Origin of the sequence: Bacillus cereus (assembly GCF_025917685.1) — a bacterium.
Taxonomy (GTDB): domain Bacteria; phylum Bacillota; class Bacilli; order Bacillales; family Bacillaceae_G; genus Bacillus_A; species Bacillus_A cereus_AT.
The window spans coordinates 472,342-495,998 of the sequence record NZ_CP089518.1; the positions used below are offsets into that span (position 1 = coordinate 472,342).

Genomic DNA, 23,657 nt, shown 5'->3' on the forward strand with positions numbered 1-23,657 from the left:
ATGGAACAACATGTTGGCGAGTTAATCGCACATTATGGGTATTTTGGAATTATTATAGCTTTAGCTGGTGGGATTGTTGGATTACCGATACCGGATGAGTTTTTATTGACTTTTATCGGTTATAATATTTCAAAAGGAGTTATGTCAGGAACAGCTGCATTTTTAAGTGGAATGGCAGGTGCGATGATTGGTATTACATTAAGTTACATCTTAGGTTTAAAACTCGGGCTCCCTGTTTTAAAAAAATACGGTCCGAAAATTAGAATTAAAGAACATCATATTGAAAAAACACATATCTTATTTGAAAAATACGGTCCGTTTCTTTTAATGATTGGCTACTTTATACCGGGAGTACGTCACCTAACAGCATATTTTGCTGGGGTTTCGAATTTAACATGGTGGCGTTTTTGTCTGTATGCTTACGGTGGTGCACTAATTTGGATAAGTGTTTTTATTGGCCTAGGTTGGAAACTAGGAGAGAAGTGGCGCTTCGTTGAGTATAGTTTACATCATTATGGAATGTGGATTTTATTTATTTCGGCAATTGTAACATTGATTGTGTGGATTTACATAAGGAAAAGAAAAAACCGCTAATAATAGCGGTTTTTTAGCTGAAAGCAACAAATAATACACCAGCTGTAATAAAGACTACACCAATACCAGTCATAAAGTTTAACTTTTCCCCCAATATAATCATTGCGAGAATAATGGAAAATACTACACTTAATTTATCGATAGGTGCTACTTGTGAGACTTTTCCTGTTTTTAGTGCAAGAAAATAAAATAGCCATGACGAAGCACCAGCGATTCCACTTAATGTGATAAATAGCAGTGCTTTTTTATTTAGGAGGACATCACCGATATTTTGAAATTTACCTTGTATAATAATAACCCCTACCATAAATAATGCCATAATAATAGATCGAATAGTTGTTGCAACGTTAGCATCGATTCCATCTAAGCCAATCTTTCCAAAAATAGATACGAGGGCGGCAGCAATTGCTGATAATAGTGCGAATAATAGCCATGAACTCATAGTGAAATTCCTCCAATCTTACATTATTATACATGAAAATCATTCTCATGTATAAAAACGAAACAACCCCCCACTTTATATTTTTAATAAGGTGGGGGGGTATTATACTACTCTGCTATTTCTTCATATAAAAAGTACGTTACATTATAAATATGCTCTACTTCATCATCCGTCATAAATAATAATTCGTCACGTTCAATCCCTTTTTTCTTTTCAATAAACTCAATCATGTTTTTTCGTTCTTCTCTTTTCATCAATTTTTATTTCTCCTCTCAATCTGTTTTAATACAGTTTATTTAAGTTACTGCTATTATATAACAGAATCTTTAGAAAGTTCCACCTATTTTATTGTTTTTTTCAGAAGAACCTTTCGACAAAACAAGCCCACCTAAGGGGGCTTGTTTTTATTTTATAGTCGTAAAAACTCGGGCTCGGTCGTACCAGCACCATCGATGTAATAAATTGTGTCGGGATTGATTTTAATTAGTACATAATTAGGATCTTCCGCACCGAGTAACCAGCGTTTTAAGCTATTAGTCCAAAACTTGTTTTTTAACGTTTGATCTTCTTCAATGGAAGCTATACCTTCAACTTCAATGTAATCTTCATCTAATTTCTTTCCCTCTCGCCCAAGTAGTACATGTACATTTGGATTCTTTTCGATATCTGTTATCTTTTTTGAATTTCGATCTGTTGCAACATATAGTACAAAATCTTCGTGGAAAAACATCATAAAGGCACCATGTGGCTTATCGTTACGTACAGTAGATAATACGCCAGTACGTTGACCTTGAATAATAGTTGCGATTTTTTCTTTTAAGTGCATATTTTTAACCCCTTTTCATAATTTATAATTTTCTCCGTTTAAACAAGATAATTTAAATATCTTTCATACTGTTTTCTTCAATCTGATTTTTTAAACACAATTGTGATGAAATCGGACAAGTTAGGAGAAGAATAATATTAATGATGAGGAGAAATACATACGATGGAAGGATGGAAAGCATGTTTAATAAAATATTTCTTATAGTAGCGCTTATAGGTGTACCACTTTCTGTACTCGGGAAAACAATGCATTGGCCTCAAACAATTATGTTTGCTGTATATTGCATTACGATTATCGCATTAGCGGGGTTTATGGGGAGAGCAACAGAAAGTTTAGCAATTGTCTCTGGACCTCGGATAGGTGGATTATTAAATGCAACGTTCGGTAATGCCGTTGAACTTATCATTTCAATTTTCGCACTTCAGGCAGGATTAATTGAAGTAGTGCTAGCATCTTTAACTGGTTCTGTACTTGGAAACTTACTATTAGTAGGAGGGCTATCCTTCTTTATAGGAGGCCTTAAATATAAAAGACAAAGCTTTAATGTTTATGATGCAAGGCATAATTCAGCTTTATTAATATTTGCTGTTGTTGTAGCCTTTGTTATTCCAGAGATTTTTTCAATGAAGATGGATGCTGGAAAGACGTATCAATTAAGTATTGGTGTTTCTATTATCATGATTCTTATGTACCTTGCTGCATTGTTATTTAAGTTAGTTACGCACCGTGGTGTATATCAACATAAAAGTGATGAAGTAGCACATGAGGAAGAGCCAGAGTGGTCCAGAGGTAAAGCGTTACTCATTTTAGCGATAGCAACACTTGCAGTTGCTTATGTGTCAGAGGCTCTCGTACATACTTTTGAAACGGTCGCAAAGTCGTTTGGCTGGTCGGAGTTATTTATCGGGGTTATTATCGTTGCAATTGTTGGTAATGCAGCAGAACATGCATCTGCGATTATTATGGCGTATAAAAATAAAGTGAATATCGCAGTAGAAATTGCAGTAGGTTCTACATTACAAATCGCGATGTTTGTTGCTCCTGTATTAGTACTACTATCCATGTCCTTTGCACAAAGGATGCCTTTAGTATTTACAATACCAGAACTCGTGTCCATGATTACAGCCGTTTTCTTAACGATTGCGATTTCAAATGATGGAGATACAAACTGGTTTGAAGGAGGCACTTTATTAGCAGCGTATGTCATTATGGGAATTGGTTTTTATTTATTATGAAAAATAGGCATAACAATTGTGCCCAGAGAAAACAATAAACAAAGTAGCATATATACCTTTATGTAGGAAGGAGCCAGACAGGTGAAACGAGTATACAGCATATGTCTTTCAACCATGGTCTCGTTTATTTTATTATTTCCTAACAGTAGTTTTGCAAAGACAACGGTAGAAGTAAAAATGCCTTCATCTGTTTTAAATATTTCAAAAGATAATACATTTCCAAATGACGCACAAGATTTACCGCGTTTACAGCCAAGTAAGTTTGCGCAAGAACTATTGAAAACAGCAAATATCAAAATTGAAAACCCTGATTTAATTCGAATGTTTAATGAAACAACAATTTCGAATGCGCCACTTGCAGTAGGATACCGAGCAAAAATTTATTTAGGTCAATGGGCATTAAATTATGAATCAATAGATACATCGATTAACTGGGAATATAAGCAAGTGAATCGAAATGTATATGACAATCGCGGGGGGGATCGCTTATACCCACTTCGCTATAAACAAGAAACCCAAAAGACAATCGAAGGTGATTTAACAGCAGATATGAAAGATGCTGCAGATGTGAAAAAAATGATGCTTTTAAAAGCGCTTGAAAAAGTACAATTGCCACTTTCATTTAAAACGACAATTGGTTATGGTACAGGACATGAGCGTGTATATAATATTAGTCCGAGTCAACTTGGATATTTATACGCTTATACACCAGCAGTAAATGAAAAAGGAAAAGTAACATTTGGCGAAGTCTACCTTGTGTTAAAAGGGAATCAAAAAAGGCTTGTCGTGAAAAATATTACATCTCAAGGAATTGGGGCAGCTATTCCAATTCATGATCATTTGTTTTTTAAATTTATTTCTTCATCGCATTCGCAATAATATGAAAAACGTCAGCTTATAAGCTGACGTTTCTATTTATAATGTAATATTTGCTGTTTTTGATAAGAAATCTTCTGTCGGATAGTAGCTGTTTTTTACAAGAACATTTGGTCCAAGACATTTTACTGCAGGACAGTGACAGCTTAATGATTTTGCTGTTTTTGAAGCGCTCCATTTTTCATACGCTTCTTGTAATGTGTTTGTTTGTATGTTTCCTAGAAGTGGAACATCACCAAAGTCGGTCACAATAATATTTCCATCGAAAATATTTACGTTTAAACGAGAACGGCCATCGGGGTCATTACGAACTGTTACATTTTTGCTTTCTTGTAATTTTTTAAATGTAGCGATGTCTCGCTCATCATCACTGCAAGCATAGAAAGGTAATGTTCCGAATAACATCCATACATTTTCATCGCGAATTTCTAGTAAATGCTCAATTGCATCACGAATTTCAGCTTTCGTTAAAATTTCTAAATTGCTCGCGAAGTCACTCGGATACATCGGATGAACTTCATGACGCTTACATCCCATTTCTTCGACAATTTGACGATGAATATGTTCCATATGTGGTAGGGTTCTTTTGTTTAACATTGTTTCTGCTGATACGAGTACACCTGCATTTGATAGAGCTTTACTATTTGTAATCATTCTTTCGAATAATTTTGCGCGTTGTTCATAAGTAGGTTTACGCTCCATCATTGCAAATCCGCCTTCAACAAAGTCATCAATTGTTCCCCAGTTATGTGAAATGTGCAATACATCTAAGTAGGGAATAATTTGTTCATAACGTGCTAAATCTATAGTTAAGTTTGAGTTGATTTGAGTGCGAACGCCTCGTTCATGAGCGTATTTTAAGAGTGGTGTTACATAGTTGTCGACGGATTTCTTTGAAAGCATAGGTTCTCCGCCAGTAATACTTAAAGAACGTAAATGAGGAATCTCATCTAATCGTTTTAATAAAAGCTCCATCGGAAGCGGATTTGGATCTTTCGGCTGTAATGTGTAACCAACAGCACAATGCTCGCAACGCATATTGCATAACGTTGTCGTTGTAAACTCAACGTTTGTTAATAGTAGTTTGCCGTACTCTTCAAGGTCCATATACGCTTCCCATGGATCGTAAGAAGGAGTAATCGGCTTCATTTTTTGTGATATCGTCATATGAAATACTCCTTTGACTATTGAAATAACAATTTGTCCATTCTCTATAATAGAAGAATATGTACTTTTTATAAAGTGAAACTTTTTAGCGGAAAAAGAGAGAGGGCTTACATTATAGCGGATGACCGTGACAAAATTGATGAAATTTCATGCCCATAGCAATCATTTTTGCGGTATAATAAAAGCAACTCGAATTAAAAGGAGAGTGCCTTCATGGGAAAAGCAATTCAAGATAAAGATACACAATTAGTATATTTAAAAGAGCGTTTAAATATGTTCATTGAAGTAATTGATACAATTGAACCTGAAGAAGTAGAGTTAGAAGATGTAGATCGTCTTCTTGCGATGTTAGATGAATTAGAATTAAAATGTGAGCAATTTAAAAAAGACGAATAATATATTAAAAAGGCTGCCAATACAAAATTGGTAGCCTTTTTCTGTACGGATAATAGAAGGAATATAGAAAAAAAGGTATAATCAAGTTGTGAAAAATTTCATTTATACTTTAATAGCGTGATAAATAAAAAGCTGAAGAGCATAACAATGGAATTTTCATCTCATAACGTTTTGGTAGCGTTCACAATTGAGGGGGAAGTAACAATGGAAAAGCTTCAAGAAAGCATGTATCAACTAGTTGTTGAAACGTCAACGAACTTACCGAAAGATGTTCGTCGTGCGATTCAACAAGCGAAAGAGCGAGAAAACGCAGGGACTCGTTCAGCGATGGCACTTGGCACAATTACGAATAACATTAAAATGGCAGATGATAATATCTCGCCAATTTGCCAAGATACAGGGATGCCAACGTTTAAAATTTATACACCAGTTGGTGTGAATCAATTAAAACTGAAGGAAGCTATCTATAGTGCGCTTGAGCGGGCGACAAAAGATGGTAAACTTCGCCCTAACTCTGTTGATTCTCTTTTTGGAGATAATAGTGGAAACAATTTAGGACCGGGAACACCAGTTATTAAGTTTGAGCAATGGGAAAAAGATTACATTGATGCACGTTTAATTTTAAAGGGCGGCGGCTGTGAGAATAAAAATATTCAATATAGTTTACCGTGTGAATTAGAAGGGCTTGGACGTGCAGGTCGTGATTTAGAAGGAATTCGTAAATGCCTTCTTCATGCAGTATATCAAGCACAAGGCCAAGGGTGTAGTGCAGGTGTAATCGGCGTCGGTATCGGGGGAGACCGCACATCAGGTTACGAATTAGCAAAAAATCAATTATTCCGCACATTAGATGATGTCAATCCAGTACCAGAGTTACAAAAACTTGAAGAGTACGTATTAGAAAATGCGAATAAACTTGGCATTGGTACGATGGGATTCGGCGGAGAGACAACTTTACTTGGTTGTAAAATTGGCGTATATAATCGCCTGCCAGCTAGCTTCTATGTATCTGTTGCCTATAATTGTTGGGCATATCGCCGCCTTGGTGTAAAAATCCATCCTGAAACAGGAGAAATTATGGATTGGTTATACCAAGAAGGTGAAGACACACTTCAGCAAGAAGCTGCACAAGAACAATCAGAGCAGCGTGAAATCGTATTACAAGCTCCAATTACAGAAGAGCAAATTCGTGAACTTCGTGTTGGTGATGTTGTTACAATTAACGGCATGATGTATACCGGACGTGATGCGATTCATAAACATTTAATGGATAATGATTGTCCAGTAGATTTAAATGGACAAATTATTTATCACTGTGGTCCAGTTGTAGTGAAAGATGAAAATGATAATTGGCAAATTAAAGCGGCAGGTCCAACGACAAGTATCCGTGAAGAGCCATATCAAGGCGATATTATGAAAAAGTTCGGTATTCGTGCTGTAATTGGTAAGGGTGGTATGGGTGCTAAAACATTAGCTGCTTTAGAAGAACACGGTGGTGTGTACTTAAATGCAATTGGTGGTGCAGCACAATATTATGCTGAATGTATTAAAGAAGTGAAAGATGTTGATTTCTTACAATTCGGTATCCCGGAAGCAATGTGGCATTTACGTATCGATGGTTTTAAAGCAGTTGTAACGATGGATTCTCATGGGAAAAGCCTACATGCTGATGTTGATAAAACATCACTTGAAAAATTGGCGAGCTTTAAAGAACCTGTATTTAAGTAAAGAGAAATACACCTCGAATCATTCGAGGTGTATTTTTTTGGTATATATAGAAAAACATGTTCAGCATGAAAGGAAGAACGAAAACAGAAACTACAGGTACGATTATATATGGAAAGGAGACTATTTATGAAATATAAATGGTTATATATAGGTCTCATTTTTTCAATTATGATGGCACTTGTTCCAGTTTCAACATTTGCTTATACGAATACACCACATAACTGGGGAATCCCACGCCCTAAAAATGAAACGGTGCCAGATGCAGGGAAATTATATACAGAATTACTACAAAAAAATGGTGGGTTTTACTTAGGCGATACGAAGAAAAAAGATATTTATTTAACATTCGATAATGGATACGAAAATGGATATACAGGGAAGATTTTAGATGTACTGAAGGAGAAAAAAGTACCAGCAACTTTCTTTGTGACGGGACATTATATAAAAACACAAAAAGATTTATTATTAAGAATGAAAAATGAAGGACATATTATCGGTAATCATTCTTGGAGTCACCCTGATTTTACAACGGTAAATGACGCAAAACTTCGTGAAGAATTAACGAGTGTAACGGAAGAAATTAAAAAAGTAACTGGGCAAAAAGAAGTGAAATATGTACGTCCTCCGCGAGGGGTGTTTAGTGAAAGAACGCTAGCTCTTACGAAAGAAATGGGATACTATAACGTGTTTTGGTCGCTTGCATTCCTTGATTGGAAAGTAGATCAGCAAAGAGGATGGCAATACGCTCATAATAATGTAATGACTATGATTCACCCAGGATCTGTTTTGTTACTTCATGCGATATCAAAAGATAATGCGGAAGCACTTGCGAAAATCATTGATGATTTGCGCGAGAAAGGGTATCATTTTAAAAGCCTAGATGATTTAGTAAACAGCAATCAACCGTAAGCATGTATGCTTGCGGTTTTCTCATGCTATAATGATGTGTAAAAAGGATGGGGAAACGTATGTGGAGCGAACATGTTACGTTAGAATATCCGTACCATTTTGAGGAAGTACTAAAGCGTTTATCTTTCGATCCGTTAAACGTCATTCAATTAGACGAGAAAGTAATTTATGTCCCGCTTTTTATAGACGAAGAACAGATTGTTGTTCGTTTGCAAGGGATTGGTACTGTTCAAAATCCACAGTTTTGGATTTCTAGTCAGACAGGAGATCCAGAGAAAGTAATGAAACGAATGAGGTCCATCTTTCATTGGAATGATTCGTTTCAAGATATACAAAATCATTTTTCAAACACATCATTACGTCCACTATTTGAAATGTATGCCTATACTCCAATTATTTTAGAATTCGATTATTTTGCATGTTTACTTCGCTGTATCATTCATCAACAAATAAATTTGAAATTTGCTACTGTGTTAACAGAACAATTTGTAAAACGATATGGAATAGAGAAGAACGGTGTATTCTTTTTCCCCACTCCGGAAATAGTAGCAAATATTTCAATAGAAGAATTGAGAGAGCAGAAGTTTAGTCAGCGGAAGGCTGAATATATAGTAGGATTGGCAAAACATATTGTAGACGGTAAATTAGATTTAGCGAGTATAGAAACCAGGGCGGAAGAAGAGGTTTCGGCACAATTGTTACCAATTAGGGGGATTGGTGCATGGACAGTGCAAAACTTTTTAATGTTTGGGCTTGGACGGAAAAATATGTTTCCAAAAGCAGACATCGGAATTCAGCGCGCAGTGCAAGGTATATTTCAATTAGATGATAAACCGGATGATGCATTTTTAGAAAACGTGAAACAAGAGTGTGAACCATACTGCAGTTATGCAGCGTTATATTTATGGAAAAGTATAGAGTAGAGGTGTAATAATGATACAAAAACAACAAGAGAGTAAGTTGGAAGTTGGTCAAACGTTTCCTGTGACAATTAAACGTCTTGGGATTAACGGAGAAGGCGTTGGTTATTTTAAGAGACAAGTTGTATTCATTCCAGGGGCATTACCAGGAGAAGAAGTTGTTGCTGAAGCAACGAAAATTCAGCGTGGCTTCGCTGAAGCAAAAGTGAAAAAAGTTCGTAAATCGTCACCACATCGTGTGAAAGCACCGTGCTCAGTATATGAGGAATGTGGTGGCTGTCAATTGCAACATTTAGATTATAAAGAACAATTAAATCAAAAGCGTGATATCGTTGTACAAGCATTCGAGAAGTATATGAATAACAGTCTAGAAGAGAAAATTCGTCCAACGCTTGGAATGGAAAATCCATGGCATTATCGTAATAAAAGTCAATTACAAGTGGGACGTAAAGATGAAAAGGTTATTACAGGATTATATAAACAAAACTCACATCAGTTAATTGATATTTCTCATTGTATGATTCAACATAAAGCAACGAATGAAGCGACAAAAGTCGTAAGACGTATATTAGAAAAATTAAATGTTTCTATTTACAATGAGAAAAAACAAAAAGGTTTAGTACGTACAATTGTGACACGTACTGCAGTTCAAACAGGGGAAGTACAAGTCACACTTATTACAACAAAAGAAGAATTACCAAATAAAGAGCAGTTTATCACAGAAGTACAAAAGCAGATGCCAAGTGTGAAATCAATTATGCAAAACGTGAACTGGCGTAAAACATCTGTTATTTTCGGTGATAAAACATTTAAATTAGCTGGAAAAGACGTAATTCAAGAAACACTTGGTGATTTATCATTTGAATTATCAGCGCGTGCATTCTTCCAGTTGAATCCAGAACAGACGGTTGTTTTATACGATGAAGCGAAAAAAGCAGCTGCTTTAACAGGCAATGAGAAAATTGTAGATGCTTATTGTGGTGTTGGTACGATTGGACTTTGGCTTGCGAATGATGCAGCGGAAGTACGTGGTATGGATGTAATTCCAGAAGCGATTGAAGATGCAAAGAAAAATGCAAAACGCCACGGATTTACAAACACAAAATATGAAGCTGGAAAAGCGGAACAATGGTTACCAAAGTGGGTAAAAGAAGGCTGGCGTCCAGATGTCATTGTTGTCGATCCACCGCGTACAGGTTGCGATGATAAATTACTTGAAACGATTTTAAAAGTGAAACCGAAACAAGTTGTTTATGTGTCTTGTAACCCGTCATCGCTAGCACGTGATGTAAATGCATTAATGCAGAGTTATGAAGTGGAGTATGTGCAACCAGTTGATATGTTCCCACATACAGCTCATGTAGAAAATGTAGTGAAGCTTGTTAGAAAGTAAAGTTTATTCATATTCCCTCATGGTATGAGGGAATATTTTCTATGAAGGAGAATACTATGCACAATTATAAATTAACGATTCAGTATGACGGTGCGCGTTATAAAGGGTGGCAACGTCTTGGTAATAACGATAATACGATTCAAGGGAAAATCGAAAGCGTAATATCTGAAATGGTCGGGAAAGAAATTGAAATTATCGGCTGTAGTAGAACAGATGCGGGTGTACATGCTTTGAATCAAGTAGCTAATTTTAAAAGTGATGAAAAGTTAGTGGAACATAAAGTGAAAAAGTATTTAAATCAATACTTACCAAATGATATTAGTATTACGAGTGTAGAAGAAGTATCAGATCGTTTCCATGCTCGTTACAATTCTAAAGCAAAAACATATCTTTATAAAATTTGGAATGAAGAGCATACGAACCCATTTATGCGTAAACACAGCATGCACGTGAATAAACAATTAAATGTGGAAAGTATGAAAGAAGCGGCGAAACATTTAGTTGGTTCACATGACTTTACTGCTTTTTCGAATGCAAAATCTAAGAAAAAGTCTATGGTTCGTGAAGTGTATACACTTGATGTGATAGAAGAGGCAGGATTTGTACAAATTAGAGTAAGTGGTAATGGATTCCTTCATAACATGGTGCGAAAAATTGTTGGGGCATTAATTGAAGTTGGATTAGGACAATTAGATGCTGAAGCAATTCCAAACATTTTGGAGGAAAAACAGCGCAATCAAATTAATTGCCTTGCTGAGGCGAGTGGTTTGTATTTGGAGAATGTTGAATTTTAATAATAAGTAAAAAAATCGAGCTGATAAGGCTCGATTTTTTTATGTTTTGGCGTTAAGAAGATTTCTCTCTCTTCATACGCAACTTCAAATTCCAAAAAGCAGCAAGCATAATAGCTGCAAAGGAGCCGCTAATTGTTCCTAAAAGTTTTGCATAAGGAAAACTACTCATATCAGTATTAATAAATAACATCATACATAGCATGGCAGGGAAAAAGTATAAATATTGTAATAGCTTTAACTTGTTATTATTACTCATATATATCGCCCCCTTCTAGCATGTTATATGTTTATCATAACATCAATTTCCATTTTTTTGCACCTGGTGAAATATTCATTTCATATGTGTAAATGCAATTTTTTAATTCGATATTGTAAGTTTTGCCTACTTAATCCTAAAAACTTTGCAGCTTGTGAGATATTACCATGATTCTCTTTAAGGATTTGATTGATGTAGTTCTTTTCCATTTCTTCTATTGTGCGCTTTAAAGTTTTAGGTGTATCAGCAGTCTGACTAGTTAGGGAAGGTTGTATATGGAATTCTTTTTTTATTCGTTCGCGAAAGCGAGTGGGAAGATGAAACGCTGTAATGACATTTTCATCTTCTATTAAGTTCATTGAACCTTCTATTATATGTTCCAATTCTCGTACGTTTCCGGGCCAATCGTGTGCATAAAAGAATTCTCTTACATGTACATCTATATCCGTTACGCTGAGCCCAAATTGAGTGTTATACTTTTCGATAAAGTGCTGAATAAGAGCTGAAATATCTTCTTTTCTTTCACGTAAAGGTGGAAGACATAAAGTAACGACGCTTAATCGATAATATAAGTCTTCCCTTAAGCGATTGTGCGTAATAGCTTCAAGAGGATCTTCATTAATAGTTGCTATAATACGAACATCAATTTCTTTTTCTTGTGTGCCTCCGATTCTTCTTATTGTTTTTTCTTGTATAGCTCGTAATAACTTCGCTTGAAGTGCTGGACTTAATGAATTGATCTCATCTAATAATAAAGTTCCTCCGTTTGCTTCTTCAAATAAACCAGCTTTATCGATAGCTCCTGTAAAAGCACCTCGGTTCGTACCAAATAATAAGCTTTCCATGAGTGTATCAGGTATAGCGGCACAGTTTTGTGAAATAAATGGTTTTGTTGAACGCTGACTTTCATTATGGATACTTTGTGCAAATAGTTCTTTACCGGTCCCTGTTTCTCCTACGAGAAGTATGGATGAGGAGGTACGAATTACCCTCTTTGCTTCTGTAATGACCGATTGAATAGCACTAGAATCACCGATTATGTGATCAAAGGTAAACTTAGTATTTTGTTTTCGAGAAAGGCTCGTTTTCATTGTTTGCTTTAAATAGCTTATCTCTTTGGAAATTTCAATAGCACCTTTAATTTTTCCATTTTCTATTATAGGAAAAGTATCATTAATCGTCGTAATTTCTTGCCCTTTATTGTTAAAATACGTTTGTTTTATATTTTTGTTTGTTTTTCCAAGCTTTAATGCCTCTATAAGAGTACTACTTTTATTTTCTTCAAATGCAAATACTTCTAAAGGATTTTTATATAGCACATCTAAGCGGTCCATTGATTCAATTTCCATCATTTTGCGGTTATAGATAATCGTTTTACTTTCCTCATTAATAATATGAATCCCAATATCTAGTTCATTGAGTAAAGTTTCGTATAGCATATTCATTTCAATAATCTTTTTAAAATTGATTTCTTCTGTATACATGTATTATCTTCTCCTCGTTATACCCTATGAAGACTGACTTTTTATAATTTTATTAAAATTCTTATAAAATCGCAAAAATTTTTTGCTATTTTCCCTTAAAACTTTTCAAATGATAGAAAAATTTTGCGGTTATGCAGATTTTTTTCGTAAGAAATCCTAATTTTACATAGGTGTTGAGGTTGGTACGTATTTTGCATGAATAGTAGTTGAAATCTTTAAATTGAAGGAGTGGGTGGATTAGAATTTTTCATAGGGTATACGACATTTCAGTGCAAATTAATTAAGAGGAGGAATTTATAAAGTGAAGACGGTTATAGAAGGCGTGTATAGTCCTTGTTACGGGAAAGTAGAGAAATTATTTGTTACTGAAAGTTCTTACGTATATGAGTGGGAGAAATTAGCGTTAATTGAAACAAAAGATAAGCAGCAAGTGGAAATTAAAGTGGGAATCAGTGGTTATATTGAATCATTAGAAGTGGTAGAAGGAGAAGCTATCGCTGATCAAAAACTATTAATAACAGTGAGGGATGATCTATTAATAACAGGAAGTGATTAATAGAAGTAATATGTATTTTGCACTTTTTAATAATTATTTTTACTATGAAGAATCTTAAAAGCGCTTACATTAAATGGGTTTGCAAAGTGAAAAGGGGGGAGTTATATGATGGATCAAAACCAAGGATTAAAAAGGGAATTGAAAAGTCGGCACATATTTATGATTGCACTCGGGGGAGTTATTGGTACAGGACTTTTTTTAGGATCGGGTTATACAATTCATGAAGCTGGACCTGGAGGAGCAATTGTAGCGTATCTTGTTGGTGGGTTTGTTATGTATTTAACGATGCTCTGTCTAGGAGAGTTAACGGTTGCGATGCCTGATGCAGGATCTTATCAAACATATGCTACAAAGCACATTTCTCCTGCAGCAGGTTATGTAGTCGGATGGATGTCGTGGCTAAACTGGTCCGCTACGATAGGTATTGAATTAATTGCAGTTAGTATTTTGATGAAACGATGGTTTCCTGATGTACCGTCATGGATTTGGTGTGTAGTGTTTGCAGTGTTGCTCTTTGGTATTAATGCGTTATCTTCAAGAAGTTTTGCGGAAGTTGAATTCTGGTTTGCAAGTATTAAAGTAATTACAATCATTGCATTTATTATTTTGGGCGGGGCAGCAATGTTTGGTTTTCTAGATATGAAAGGAAATGAACCAGCACCGATGTTTTCTAGCTTTACTGATTATGGTGGATTGTTCCCAAATGGATTATCAGCAATTTTAATTACGATGATTGCAGTTAACTTTTCCTTCCAAGGAACAGAACTAGTTGGTATTGCAGCTGGTGAGAGTGAAAATCCAGAGAAAACGATCCCGAAGGCAATTAATAATACGGTTTGGCGCATACTTGTTTTCTTTGTACTATCTATTTTTATTCTTGCGGGACTATTTCCTTGGCAGCAAGCAGGCGTGATAGAAAGTCCATTCGTAGTTGTATTTGATAAAATTGGTATTCCTTATGCGGCTGATATTATAAATTTCGTTATTATTACAGCGGTACTATCAGTTGCGAATTCAGGATTATATGCAACTTCCCGTATGCTATGGTCGATGTCTAAGCAAGGAATGATTAGCCCGATTTTTAGTAAGTTATCTAAAAACGGTGTTCCTATTTATGCATTGATTGTAAGCACGATTGTAGGGTGTCTCTCATTACTATCAGGTATTTATGCGGAAGATACAGTTTATTTATGGCTTCTTTCAATTGCAGGGTTCGGAGCGATATTAGTTTGGGCATCAATCGCTCTATCTAATCTATTAGCTAGAAGGACATACGTGAAGCAAGGTGGGGATATTAAAGACTTGAAATTTAAAACGCCATTGTATCCATTCGTACCACTGCTTGCTTTAGTATTAAATTTAACAGTAATTGTAGCTATGGCTTTTATTCCAGAACAAAGAATGGCATTGTATTGTGGTATTCCATTTATGATAGTTTGTTTACTGTTTTATCGTGCTACCAAAAATAAAAGAAGTAAAGTAGAACTTATTGAAAAGACAAATACAACCGAATTAGAAAGTTTATCCCGCATTAACGGGCAGTAAAACTCCCACCTCAAAATTCGGCTGGAGCAAAGAAGTTAGGTGGGAGTCGGGCTGCCCGTAAACGCCCGATTGGTGAGGAATGATAATTAGTGGGGATGAACACCCCCACTAATTATAGTTTCACTTTATAATATTGATTGATTTGGAGACTGTAAGATTGTAAACAGTCTCTTTTTTTGTGAAAATAAAGCTGGAAACATACTACGTATGCAAAGGGGAATTAGCAATGAATCAAGAAGTTTCACAGCTATTAGAACAGATTGATTTACGAAAAGAGGAGCTACTAGAACTCACAAAAACTTTAATTCGTTTTGAAACACCAGCACCGCCGGCGAGAAATACAAATGAGGCGCAAGAATTTGTTGCAGAGTTTCTAAAAAAACGAAATTTCAGTATTGATAAATGGGATGTATATCCAAATGATCCGAATGTTGTTGGGGTAAAAAAAGGGACGGAAAGTGAGTTGTATAAAAGTCTTATTATTAATGGCCATATGGATGTAGCTGAAGTATCGGTAGATGAGGCGTGGGAAACAAATCCGTTTGAGCCATTTATAAAAGATGGTTGGTTAGTTGGGAGAGGCGCGGCAGATATGAAAGGTGGACTAGCTGGAGCCTTATTTGCAATTCAGCTTTTAGAAGAAGCGGGAATTGAATTGCCAGGTGACTTAATGTTTCAATCGGTAATTGGAGAAGAAGTGGGAGAAGCAGGAACACTTCAATGTTGTAAGCGTGGTTATGATGCTGATTTTGCAGTAGTAGTTGATACAAGTAATTTACATATGCAAGGGCAGGGTGGCGTAATTACTGGATGGATTACAGTGAAAAGCCCGCAAACGTTTCATGATGCAACACGTAGACAAATGATTCATGCTGGAGGCCGTTTATTCGGGGCGAGTGCTATTGAGAAAATGATGAAAATTGTTCAAAGCTTACAGGAGTTAGAGCGTCATTGGGCAGTCATGAAAACGTATGAAGGGTATCCATCAGGGACGACAACAATTAATCCAGCTGTCATTGAAGGAGGGCGTCATGCGGCATTTATTGCGGATGAGTGCCGGTTATGGATAACGGTTCACTTTTATCCAAATGAAACGCATGAACAAATAATAAAAGAAATAGAAGAGTATTTAGGAAAAGTGGCAGCAGCAGATCCATGGTTAAGCGAGAACCCACTACAATTTAAGTGGGGCGGAGAATCAATGATTGTTGATCGAGGTGAGATTTTCCCCTCTTTAGAAGTAGATAGTAATCATCCGGCTATTCAGAAACTAAGTTCCACACATGAATCTATATTACAGAAAGTTGCAACTTTAGATATGTCTGCTACAGTAACGGATGGCGGATGGTTTAGTGAGTTTAATATTCCAGCTATTATTTACGGACCAGGCACATTAGAAGAAGCTCATTCAATAAATGAGAAAGTTGAAGTTGAGCAGTTAGTTGAGTTTACAAAAGTAATTACTGCTTTTATATATGAATGGTGTCATATGAATAAATAAGAAAATAGTTTGATTTTTGAATTGTGCGAGTAAGTATGCTTGTACGATTTTTTTGTAACTATTTCAGAGGCGGATAAATTCAATATCTGAAATAGCTTGTTATGCTTTCTATGTTTTTCGTTTTATTTCAATTAATTTTTCCTTAGCTAATTCAACGGCAATTGCATCATCTAAATAGCCGATTGGAAAAAGATAATCAGGGATAATGTCTGTTGATAAAATGAAATATAGTAAGGCACCCCCAAGAATCGCACGCTCTTCGGTTGAAATGGTTTCTGTACAAAATTGTTGATACATATCTGTTAATTGTTCAATAAAAGGACCAGCGCTATCAATTTGTTCTAATTTACTTGCGAAACTTTCGTGAATACGTTTTTCACCTTCTGTTGTTTGAGCATAGCGTTCATAGTTTTCAAGTTCTTGTTTTACGCGCGTTGTTGTGTAGTCGAAATCAAATAAGTTAGAGGATTGCAGAGTTTGCTGAATTGTATCAAGAGATGTGTACATATCCGTCTTTTCTTTATTTATGTGAGGAGAATCAGGATACATCGCATCAAATAACAATTGTGGTGGAACTTGTAGACATTCTGCAAATTTTTGTAGATGTTTTTGTTTTGGCGGTTGTTTGCCATTCATAATTCTTGAGATTGTTGCGGGATCAATATTTGTAAGCATTCCTAATTGGCGCATGGATAAAGCACGTTCTTTTAAAAGCTTTTTTATTAATGTACTAAGCCGCTCATTCGAATTTTCTTTAGGCATAGTGAAGGCACTCCTTTTTTATTGTTGAAAAAATGTTGAGCATTTATTACAAGTATATGAAACAGACAGGCACAGTTGCTCAACATTTTCATAATATGCATTGAAAAGTAAGAAAAAGGGGTGACTGTTTATGAGTACGGCAGGTCTATTTTCAATTTTTTTAATCGGAATTGCTTCTAATTTAGATAATGCAGGTGTTGGGATTGCATATGGCATTCGTAAAATTCGAATTTCGTGGTTTAATAATTTTATCATTGCATTTTTTGGATTTTTATTTACTTTATTAGCTGGATTTTTTGGGAATTGGATCGCATTATTTATTTCAGAGTCTACGGCAAATTTGATTGGGGCAATTGTTTTAGGAATAATTGGAGTGTTTATTTTATGCCAGCCTTTTTTGAGTAAAAAAGAAACCATAGAATCTAAAGATGGTAGTGTACTTATGGGGATCTTACGTGATCCAGAAAAAGCAGATTTTGATGGATCTAAAACAATTAGTTTTTCTGAAGCTATCATTTTAGGGGTGGCATTATCTATTAATAATATTGCAGGTGGATTTGATGCTGGAGTAACAAATTTAAATCTTTGGCTTACAGCATGTATTTCTGGGGCGTTTAGTTTTATTTGTATTAGTGGTTTTGCGTATGTAGGAAAACGATTTTTAGCTGAATACTTAGGGAAATGGGCTACAGTTATTGCAGGCGTGTTATTAATTCTTATAGGGATAGATCAGTTATTATAAAAAATACAATGTTCGAGCATTTCCTCGGAAATACTCGAATGAATCGCATATATCGACATCGGATATTTTCTTCTGTAAATGTAAAGTAGATATCGTATAAAAGTGCATTATGTATAAATATTTGTTAATAAACATTAAAAGCACCTACATAGGTGCTTTTTTAACGTATATCTTCAATTAATTGTTCCGATTCTTCATGCATACTGTACTCACTTAATACTTGGATGCAAAGCCACTTTAATTCTTCGATAGTATGCTCAAGTTCTTCAGGAAGCACATGATGAATGTCTTCAAGTCCCATTCCGAAATGAATAAGCTCTAGTACTTGATCATCGATGTTCCGATCCATTAATAATTCAAGCACCTCTAAATTGAATATGTATCGGTGAGCTTCATCGAGTGAAACAACTTTTAACTTCAAGCTTTCTACAATACTCAATATAAAAAGAAGAATTGTCTTTTCAAGAACAGGTTGTTTTTCCATTTGAAATATCAGTTTCATCTTTTACACCTCCACATATAGCGTTAGGTTGTACTATATTATTCAGGAGGGGGGAGCAAATATGCATAATAAAGCGAAACTTTCATTATTGTTTTTGTTTTGTTATTGATGATTGGTGAAACTAAATTTTTCGTGAAATAAAAAATCCTGCTAGTATAGCAGGATAACTTCCGAATTTAAAATATACTCCAACCTTCTTGGGCAGAAAGTAATTCAAGAATTTTAAAACCAGCGATACTATTTCCGTTTGCATCTAAAGCGGGTCCGAAAATGCCGATTCCCATTTCGCCTTTTATGCAGCCGAAAATACCGCCCGCTACACCACTTTTTGCAGGGATTCCAACGCGAATTGCAAATTCACCAGATTCATTATACATCCCGCAAGTAACCATAAATGTTTTACAAATTTTTGTAATATGTTTAGGGATAATTTGTTTTTTCTTGTATGGATCGTAGCCGTCCATTGCAAAAATTAAACCAATACGTGCTAAATCGATACAGTTTACTTCAACTGCACATTGACGAGTGTATAAATCCATAAGTTCTTCAATGTCACAATCGATAATGCCGTTTTGTTTCATATAGTAACAAAGTGAACGGTTTAAGTAAGCAGTCTCTAATTCTGAATTGGCAACTTTAGAAGAATAGTTAATTGTAGGATTATCTGTTATTTCACGTACAAAATGAAGAATACGCTCCATTTTTTCTTCGTTATTTTTTCCAGCTAACATGCTTGTAATAGCTAGTGCACCTGCATTAATCATTGGATTAAGCGGTTTGGAAGGACTTGTCGTTTCTAACTTAATAATAGAATTAAAAGGGTCACCAGTTGGCTCCATTCCAACTTTAGAAAATACATATTCTTCACCACGATCTAAAAGGGCAAGTGCAAGTGTAATTACTTTGGAAATACTTTGAAGAGTAAATAGTGTTTGTGAGTTGCCAGCATGGATATATTCTGTTTCTTTATGGAAAATGGCAATCCCTAGATCATCTGGATTTGCATTTCCTAGTTCGGGGATATAAGTAGCAAGTTTTCCTTTTTTCGTATATGGTTTTACTTGTTCTAACAACTGTTGTAAGTTGTTTGTTTCAATGCACTGCATAGTACCAACGCTCCTATTTCGAATTAACTAAGTTTACTTTTCCCGATATGCTCGGAAATAAATAATAACATGAAAAAGTGGAATGATAAAACGAAAGTTATTTGTGTTATAATAAGTTTTTTTGTCTGTGTATTGTGTAGCTAACAAGGAGAATTTCCCTTTTATATAACAGTTTGGAAATAGAAAACTTATCCATAAAAAGTTCGAAAATAAAAACTACACATCTATACAACTATATGTTATTATGATTATGTAATAGAAAGCGTTTTCTAAAGCGTACTTATAATGATAACGATTTCATAAATTTGATAGGGGGAATTAAAATGTTGCAGTTTTTACAACGTATTGGTAAAGCGTTAATGCTTCCAATCGCCGTACTACCAGCAGCAGGATTATTGCTTCGTTTAGGACAAGAAGACGTATTTAATATTCCTGTTATGGCACAGGCCGGTGCAGCAATTTTTGATAATTTAGCACTTATTTTTGCAATTGGTGTTGCAATCGGTTTGTCTATTGATGGTAGTGGAGCAGCTGGACTTGCTGGGGCAATCGGATATCTTGTTTTACAAAATACAACGAATGCTTTAAGTAAGGCGTATTCAGCAGCAGAGCTGAATGATAAATTAAAAAGTGTTCAAGATTTAGTCGGTTCAGTAGATCCAACTAAATTAGCAGATACAATGACAAAAGTTTCAAAAGCAGCGGCGTTAACGCCGAAAATAAATATGGCCATACTTGGTGGTATTATTGCTGGGGTTGTTGCTGGATTACTATATAACAAATTCCATAAGATTAAATTACCAGAATGGTTAGGTTTCTTTGCGGGGAAACGTTTCGTACCAATCATTACTTCTATTGTAATGCTTCTTTTAGGATTAGTATTCGGTCAAGTTTGGCCAACAATTCAAAGTGGTATTGATGCGGTAGCACACGGCATCGTGAACTTAGGTTCAGTTGGTGCTGGTTTATTCGGATTATTAAACCGTTTATTAATCCCAATCGGTTTACACCATGTAATGAACACATACTTCTGGTTTGTACTTGGTGACTTTACAAATGCAGCTGGTGATATCGTTCATGGTGATATTGCACGCTTCTTTGCAAAAGATCCATCAGCAGGTATGTTCATGACTGGTTTCTTCCCGATCATGATGTTCGGTTTACCAGCAGCGTGTTTCGCAATGATTGCGGCTGCTAAACCAGAGAAACGTAAGATGGTTACAGGTATGTTAGGTGGTCTAGCATTAACTTCATTCTTAACTGGTATTACAGAACCAATTGAATTCTCATTCATGTTCTTATCACCAGTATTATACGGTATTCATGCAGTGTTAACAGGTCTTTCTTTATTCATTACAACAACACTTGGCATTCACGATGGTTTCTCATTTAGTGCCGGTGCAATCGATTACGTTTTAAACTTTGGTATTGCAACAAAACCAGTACTGCTAGCCGGAATCGGTTTAATTTACGCAGCAATTTACTTCGTTGTATTCTACTTCTTAATTAAGAAGTTCGATTTAAAAACTCCTGGTCGTGAAGATGACGATGAGTTAGCTGAAGAGGGTGATGCACCAGTTGCAGGCTCAATTGGTGAAACTTACGTAGCAGCTTTAGGTGGAAAAGAAAACTTAACAGTTATTGATAACTGTGCAACACGTTTACGCTTACAAGTGAAAGATGCTGGTCAAGTAAACGAAGCAGCATTAAAACGTGCTGGTGCAAAAGGTGTTATGAAATTAAGTAACACAAGTGTACAAGTTATCGTAGGTACAAATGTTGAATCTGTTGCCGATGATATGAAAAAACACGTATAAATAGTTAGATAAGAGGATATCCAAAAAGATTGATAACACCAGTCTTTTACAGGATATCCTCTTTTATTATGTTGAAATTTTAAAGGGAATCTTACTTTTGTAAATTTTCTTTTTCTTTTTTACACATATAGGTTGGTAATATGTTCAGCGCGTGATAAAGTAGGGATGACATAGAATGGAGTGTCTATAATCTACTGAAATGATTTGGAAAAAGTCTTATGTAGGTGAATTAAATTATCGGTAAATAAGGGGAAAAAGGCAATCATGGATCAGGAAAAAAATAATGCGAATGGGAAAGCACGTCGGCCGATTGTATACATAAAAAGAACAATCATTCTCGTCTTACTATTATCACTTGTATATTTCATGTATACAAAAATTGTTGCGCATAATAAGAAAGAGGAAACTTTAAAAGCGGCAGCAGAAATGAAAAAACAAGAAGAGCTAAAAAAGAAAGAAGAAGAAAAAAAGAAGCAAGAAGTACAAAAACAAAAAGAGCAGGAAAAACAAGTGAAGCAAGCACAAGCTGTGGAGAAGCCTGCTGAGGGACCACCTCAAGAAATTAATGAAAATGCTCAATTGGATCAATATTTACAGAGCATGGGATTTAGTGGGACAGCTGTTATTGTGAAGAATGGGAAAGTTCTTGTGAATAAAGGATACGGCATGGCGAATAAAGAGAAGCAAGTGCCGAATAATTCAGAGACGACCTTTTATATTGGTTCTATTTCAAAAGCATTTGTAGCGACTGCTATTATGCAATTAAAAGATCAAAATAAGTTACAAGTAGAGGATACAGTTGCAAAGTATATTCCAGACTTTCCTCAAGGTAATAGCATTCAGTTAAAACATTTATTAACACATACATCAGGCATTCCGGAATATGAGCAGGGAAAAGAGGATATTTCTCATGAAGAACTGATAAAGCGGATAGGAAATCAAAAGCGTATCGGGAGTCCAGGAGAGAAATGGAAGTATTCCGATTCGAACTACTCTATACTTGCTTACATTGCTGAGAAGGTAAGTGGACAGTCGCTCGAAGAATATATAAAACAACATATTTTTGCGATTGCGGGTATGAAACATTCTGGTTTTGGTACAGCGTTGGAACAAACAAGATTCCCATCAACGGGTTATAAAATAGTGAATAACAATATGACAACACCTAATATTCCGAGCATGTCACAACTATATGGTTGTGGTGATATATATACGAGCGCACATGATTTATATTTATTTAATGAAGCACTCTTTTCTGGAAAATTAATTTCAAAAGAGAGTTATAATCAAATGTTTACAGCCGTGAAAAAGGATTATGGATTTGGCTGGTATGTAGATCCAGGAAGCTATTCAAATCATGGTGTAATGCCAGGTTGGAATTGCTTAAATGGTTTTAGTAAAAATGGCAGTGTATATGTGGTTTTATTATCTAACATTCAAAATAACATTAAATCATTTGGAAAAGTGAATAACGATATTTATACGATGTTGCGGAATATTGAAGTGTAAAAGACTATCCTTTTGGATAGTCTTTTTTCATGCTCAGGAAATATATCCACAATTATTACTTAATGTAATACAAAAATAATCAATATATTCTAGAAAATGTATGCCTTACCTATCACAAAAAAAGCCTGCTTTGTATAAATTAAGATGTATGGATGTAAATTTTATACTTTAAAAATAATAGGAGGAGAAGCATATGTGTCTGTTCAGAAAATATTGGCATAAATTATCCCGACTGTTTAATAGACAATTAGGCTATTTTTTAGATGACAAGTTACTGCCTGCTGTGGAACGACTTTTATTTTCACAAAACTTCGCAAAGTTTATTCAAAGAAATTCTAAGCAAGCTACGGAAGATTTTATAGAATCAAGTCAATTCCAATCTATTATTTGTAACATTTTAAAAGAATGTAATACATCACCATTTAAAGAAATTGCAAAGCAGTATTTAGGTAAAAACGTCGAAATTACTGTGACAGTTGGACAGTTAACGGGTGTTATTGTAGCAGTTGGTGACGATTTCTTAACACTACAAGAAGGAATAGGAACTGAAGTTTTATTACCATTTACAAGTATTATATCAATTAAAGAAGTGTAAGA

Annotated in this window: 25 protein-coding genes; 16 read left to right on the plus strand and 9 right to left on the minus strand. The window is 35.2% G+C overall.

Annotated elements, in window-relative coordinates; all coding sequences use genetic code 11:
* Positions 1-594 (plus strand): DedA family protein, encoded by a 594-nt coding sequence (locus LUS72_RS02395; protein ID WP_097828913.1) that lies wholly within the window; start codon positions 1-3, stop codon positions 592-594.
* 13 nt (positions 595-607) lie between these two features.
* On the opposite strand, the gene LUS72_RS02400 is transcribed toward LUS72_RS02395, so the two are convergent.
* From LUS72_RS02400 to LUS72_RS02410, 3 genes are all read right to left on the minus strand, one after another.
* Entirely contained in the window at positions 608-1,036 is a 429-nt protein-coding gene (locus LUS72_RS02400) for an EamA family transporter (RefSeq protein WP_002091176.1), read from the minus strand.
* Between the two features lie 107 nt (positions 1,037-1,143).
* Positions 1,144-1,290 carry a BH0509 family protein gene (locus tag LUS72_RS02405; protein ID WP_000817786.1) on the minus strand — a complete coding sequence of 49 codons (147 nt, stop codon included), beginning with the start codon at positions 1,288-1,290 and terminating at the stop codon, positions 1,144-1,146.
* A 155-nt stretch (positions 1,291-1,445) separates the two neighbouring features.
* Complete coding sequence (locus tag LUS72_RS02410; protein WP_002151666.1) at positions 1,446-1,862, minus strand: pyridoxamine 5'-phosphate oxidase family protein; 417 nt, start codon at positions 1,860-1,862, stop codon at positions 1,446-1,448.
* A gap of 179 nt (positions 1,863-2,041) precedes the next feature.
* On the opposite strand from LUS72_RS02410, the gene cax reads away from it, so the two are divergent.
* Positions 2,042-3,097 carry a calcium/proton exchanger gene (gene cax / locus LUS72_RS02415; protein WP_141533323.1) on the plus strand — a complete coding sequence of 352 codons (1,056 nt, stop codon included), beginning with the start codon at positions 2,042-2,044 and terminating at the stop codon, positions 3,095-3,097.
* Between the two features lie 81 nt (positions 3,098-3,178).
* A complete protein-coding gene (locus tag LUS72_RS02420) occupies positions 3,179-3,976 on the plus strand; it encodes a YfkD famly protein (protein WP_002094746.1) in 798 nt (265 codons plus the stop codon).
* Positions 3,977-4,012: 36 nt separating this feature from the next.
* On the opposite strand, the gene yfkAB is transcribed toward LUS72_RS02420, so the two are convergent.
* Positions 4,013-5,140, minus strand: a complete 1,128-nt coding sequence (gene yfkAB, locus LUS72_RS02425) for a radical SAM/CxCxxxxC motif protein YfkAB (RefSeq protein WP_097828912.1) — start codon at positions 5,138-5,140, stop codon at positions 4,013-4,015.
* Between the two features lie 213 nt (positions 5,141-5,353).
* On the opposite strand from yfkAB, the gene LUS72_RS02430 reads away from it, so the two are divergent.
* The 6 genes from LUS72_RS02430 (at position 5,354) to truA (ending at position 11,280) form a co-directional block, all read left to right on the plus strand.
* The gene (locus tag LUS72_RS02430) at positions 5,354-5,536 is read left to right on the plus strand and encodes an SE1561 family protein (RefSeq protein WP_000513558.1); all 183 of its coding nucleotides are present in this window, start codon (positions 5,354-5,356) and stop codon (positions 5,534-5,536) included.
* A gap of 204 nt (positions 5,537-5,740) precedes the next feature.
* Positions 5,741-7,264, plus strand: a complete 1,524-nt coding sequence (gene fumA / locus LUS72_RS02435; RefSeq protein ID WP_097828911.1) for a class I fumarate hydratase — start codon at positions 5,741-5,743, stop codon at positions 7,262-7,264.
* A 126-nt stretch (positions 7,265-7,390) separates the two neighbouring features.
* Positions 7,391-8,173: a delta-lactam-biosynthetic de-N-acetylase gene (gene pdaA / locus LUS72_RS02440; RefSeq protein ID WP_097828910.1), complete on the plus strand. Its 783-nt coding sequence runs from the start codon at positions 7,391-7,393 to the stop codon at positions 8,171-8,173.
* 59 nt (positions 8,174-8,232) lie between these two features.
* Positions 8,233-9,096 (plus strand): DNA-3-methyladenine glycosylase family protein, encoded by an 864-nt coding sequence (locus LUS72_RS02445; protein WP_097828909.1) that lies wholly within the window; start codon positions 8,233-8,235, stop codon positions 9,094-9,096.
* Positions 9,097-9,106: 10 nt separating this feature from the next.
* A complete protein-coding gene (gene rlmD, locus LUS72_RS02450) occupies positions 9,107-10,486 on the plus strand; it encodes a 23S rRNA (uracil(1939)-C(5))-methyltransferase RlmD (RefSeq protein ID WP_097828908.1) in 1,380 nt (459 codons plus the stop codon).
* A 56-nt stretch (positions 10,487-10,542) separates the two neighbouring features.
* Positions 10,543-11,280 (plus strand): tRNA pseudouridine(38-40) synthase TruA, encoded by a 738-nt coding sequence (gene truA / locus LUS72_RS02455; RefSeq protein ID WP_097828907.1) that lies wholly within the window; start codon positions 10,543-10,545, stop codon positions 11,278-11,280.
* 52 nt (positions 11,281-11,332) lie between these two features.
* Here the strand turns inward: truA and LUS72_RS02460 are convergent, their stop codons facing one another.
* Together LUS72_RS02460 and LUS72_RS02465 are read right to left on the minus strand one after the other, a co-directional pair.
* Positions 11,333-11,536 (minus strand): hypothetical protein, encoded by a 204-nt coding sequence (locus LUS72_RS02460; RefSeq protein ID WP_097828906.1) that lies wholly within the window; start codon positions 11,534-11,536, stop codon positions 11,333-11,335.
* 80 nt (positions 11,537-11,616) lie between these two features.
* Entirely contained in the window at positions 11,617-13,020 is a 1,404-nt protein-coding gene (locus tag LUS72_RS02465) for a sigma-54 interaction domain-containing protein (RefSeq protein WP_264448578.1), read from the minus strand.
* Positions 13,021-13,321: 301 nt separating this feature from the next.
* Between LUS72_RS02465 and LUS72_RS02470 the strand changes: the two genes are divergently transcribed.
* The 3 genes from LUS72_RS02470 (at position 13,322) to LUS72_RS02480 (ending at position 16,622) form a co-directional block, all read left to right on the plus strand.
* A complete protein-coding gene (locus LUS72_RS02470; RefSeq protein WP_071745373.1) occupies positions 13,322-13,576 on the plus strand; it encodes a biotin/lipoyl-containing protein in 255 nt (84 codons plus the stop codon).
* A gap of 105 nt (positions 13,577-13,681) precedes the next feature.
* Complete coding sequence (locus LUS72_RS02475) at positions 13,682-15,121, plus strand: amino acid permease (protein WP_097828904.1); 1,440 nt, start codon at positions 13,682-13,684, stop codon at positions 15,119-15,121.
* 226 nt (positions 15,122-15,347) lie between these two features.
* The gene (locus LUS72_RS02480) at positions 15,348-16,622 is read left to right on the plus strand and encodes an acetylornithine deacetylase (protein WP_097828903.1); all 1,275 of its coding nucleotides are present in this window, start codon (positions 15,348-15,350) and stop codon (positions 16,620-16,622) included.
* 108 nt (positions 16,623-16,730) lie between these two features.
* Here the strand turns inward: LUS72_RS02480 and LUS72_RS02485 are convergent, their stop codons facing one another.
* Positions 16,731-17,384, minus strand: coding sequence for a helix-turn-helix domain-containing protein (locus tag LUS72_RS02485; RefSeq protein ID WP_097828902.1), 654 nt, complete (start codon positions 17,382-17,384; stop codon positions 16,731-16,733).
* Between the two features lie 130 nt (positions 17,385-17,514).
* Here LUS72_RS02485 and ytaF point away from each other — a divergent pair, with 130 nt between their 5' ends.
* Entirely contained in the window at positions 17,515-18,126 is a 612-nt protein-coding gene (gene ytaF, locus LUS72_RS02490) for a sporulation membrane protein YtaF (RefSeq protein ID WP_097828901.1), read from the plus strand.
* 160 nt (positions 18,127-18,286) lie between these two features.
* Here the strand turns inward: ytaF and LUS72_RS02495 are convergent, their stop codons facing one another.
* Together LUS72_RS02495 and glsA are read right to left on the minus strand one after the other, a co-directional pair.
* Positions 18,287-18,628: a DUF3969 family protein gene (locus LUS72_RS02495; protein WP_000766602.1), complete on the minus strand. Its 342-nt coding sequence runs from the start codon at positions 18,626-18,628 to the stop codon at positions 18,287-18,289.
* A gap of 176 nt (positions 18,629-18,804) precedes the next feature.
* The gene (gene glsA, locus LUS72_RS02500) at positions 18,805-19,734 is read right to left on the minus strand and encodes a glutaminase A (protein WP_097828900.1); all 930 of its coding nucleotides are present in this window, start codon (positions 19,732-19,734) and stop codon (positions 18,805-18,807) included.
* Between the two features lie 323 nt (positions 19,735-20,057).
* On the opposite strand from glsA, the gene nagE reads away from it, so the two are divergent.
* The 3 genes from nagE to LUS72_RS02515 all read left to right on the plus strand — a co-directional run bounded on the left by nagE (position 20,058) and on the right by LUS72_RS02515 (position 23,655).
* Positions 20,058-21,551 carry an N-acetylglucosamine-specific PTS transporter subunit IIBC gene (gene nagE / locus LUS72_RS02505; RefSeq protein WP_097828899.1) on the plus strand — a complete coding sequence of 498 codons (1,494 nt, stop codon included), beginning with the start codon at positions 20,058-20,060 and terminating at the stop codon, positions 21,549-21,551.
* A 264-nt stretch (positions 21,552-21,815) separates the two neighbouring features.
* A complete protein-coding gene (locus LUS72_RS02510; protein WP_097828898.1) occupies positions 21,816-23,060 on the plus strand; it encodes a serine hydrolase domain-containing protein in 1,245 nt (414 codons plus the stop codon).
* Positions 23,061-23,253: 193 nt separating this feature from the next.
* Entirely contained in the window at positions 23,254-23,655 is a 402-nt protein-coding gene (locus LUS72_RS02515) for an LSm family protein (protein ID WP_097828897.1), read from the plus strand.
* The last annotated feature ends 2 nt before the right edge of the window (positions 23,656-23,657 follow it).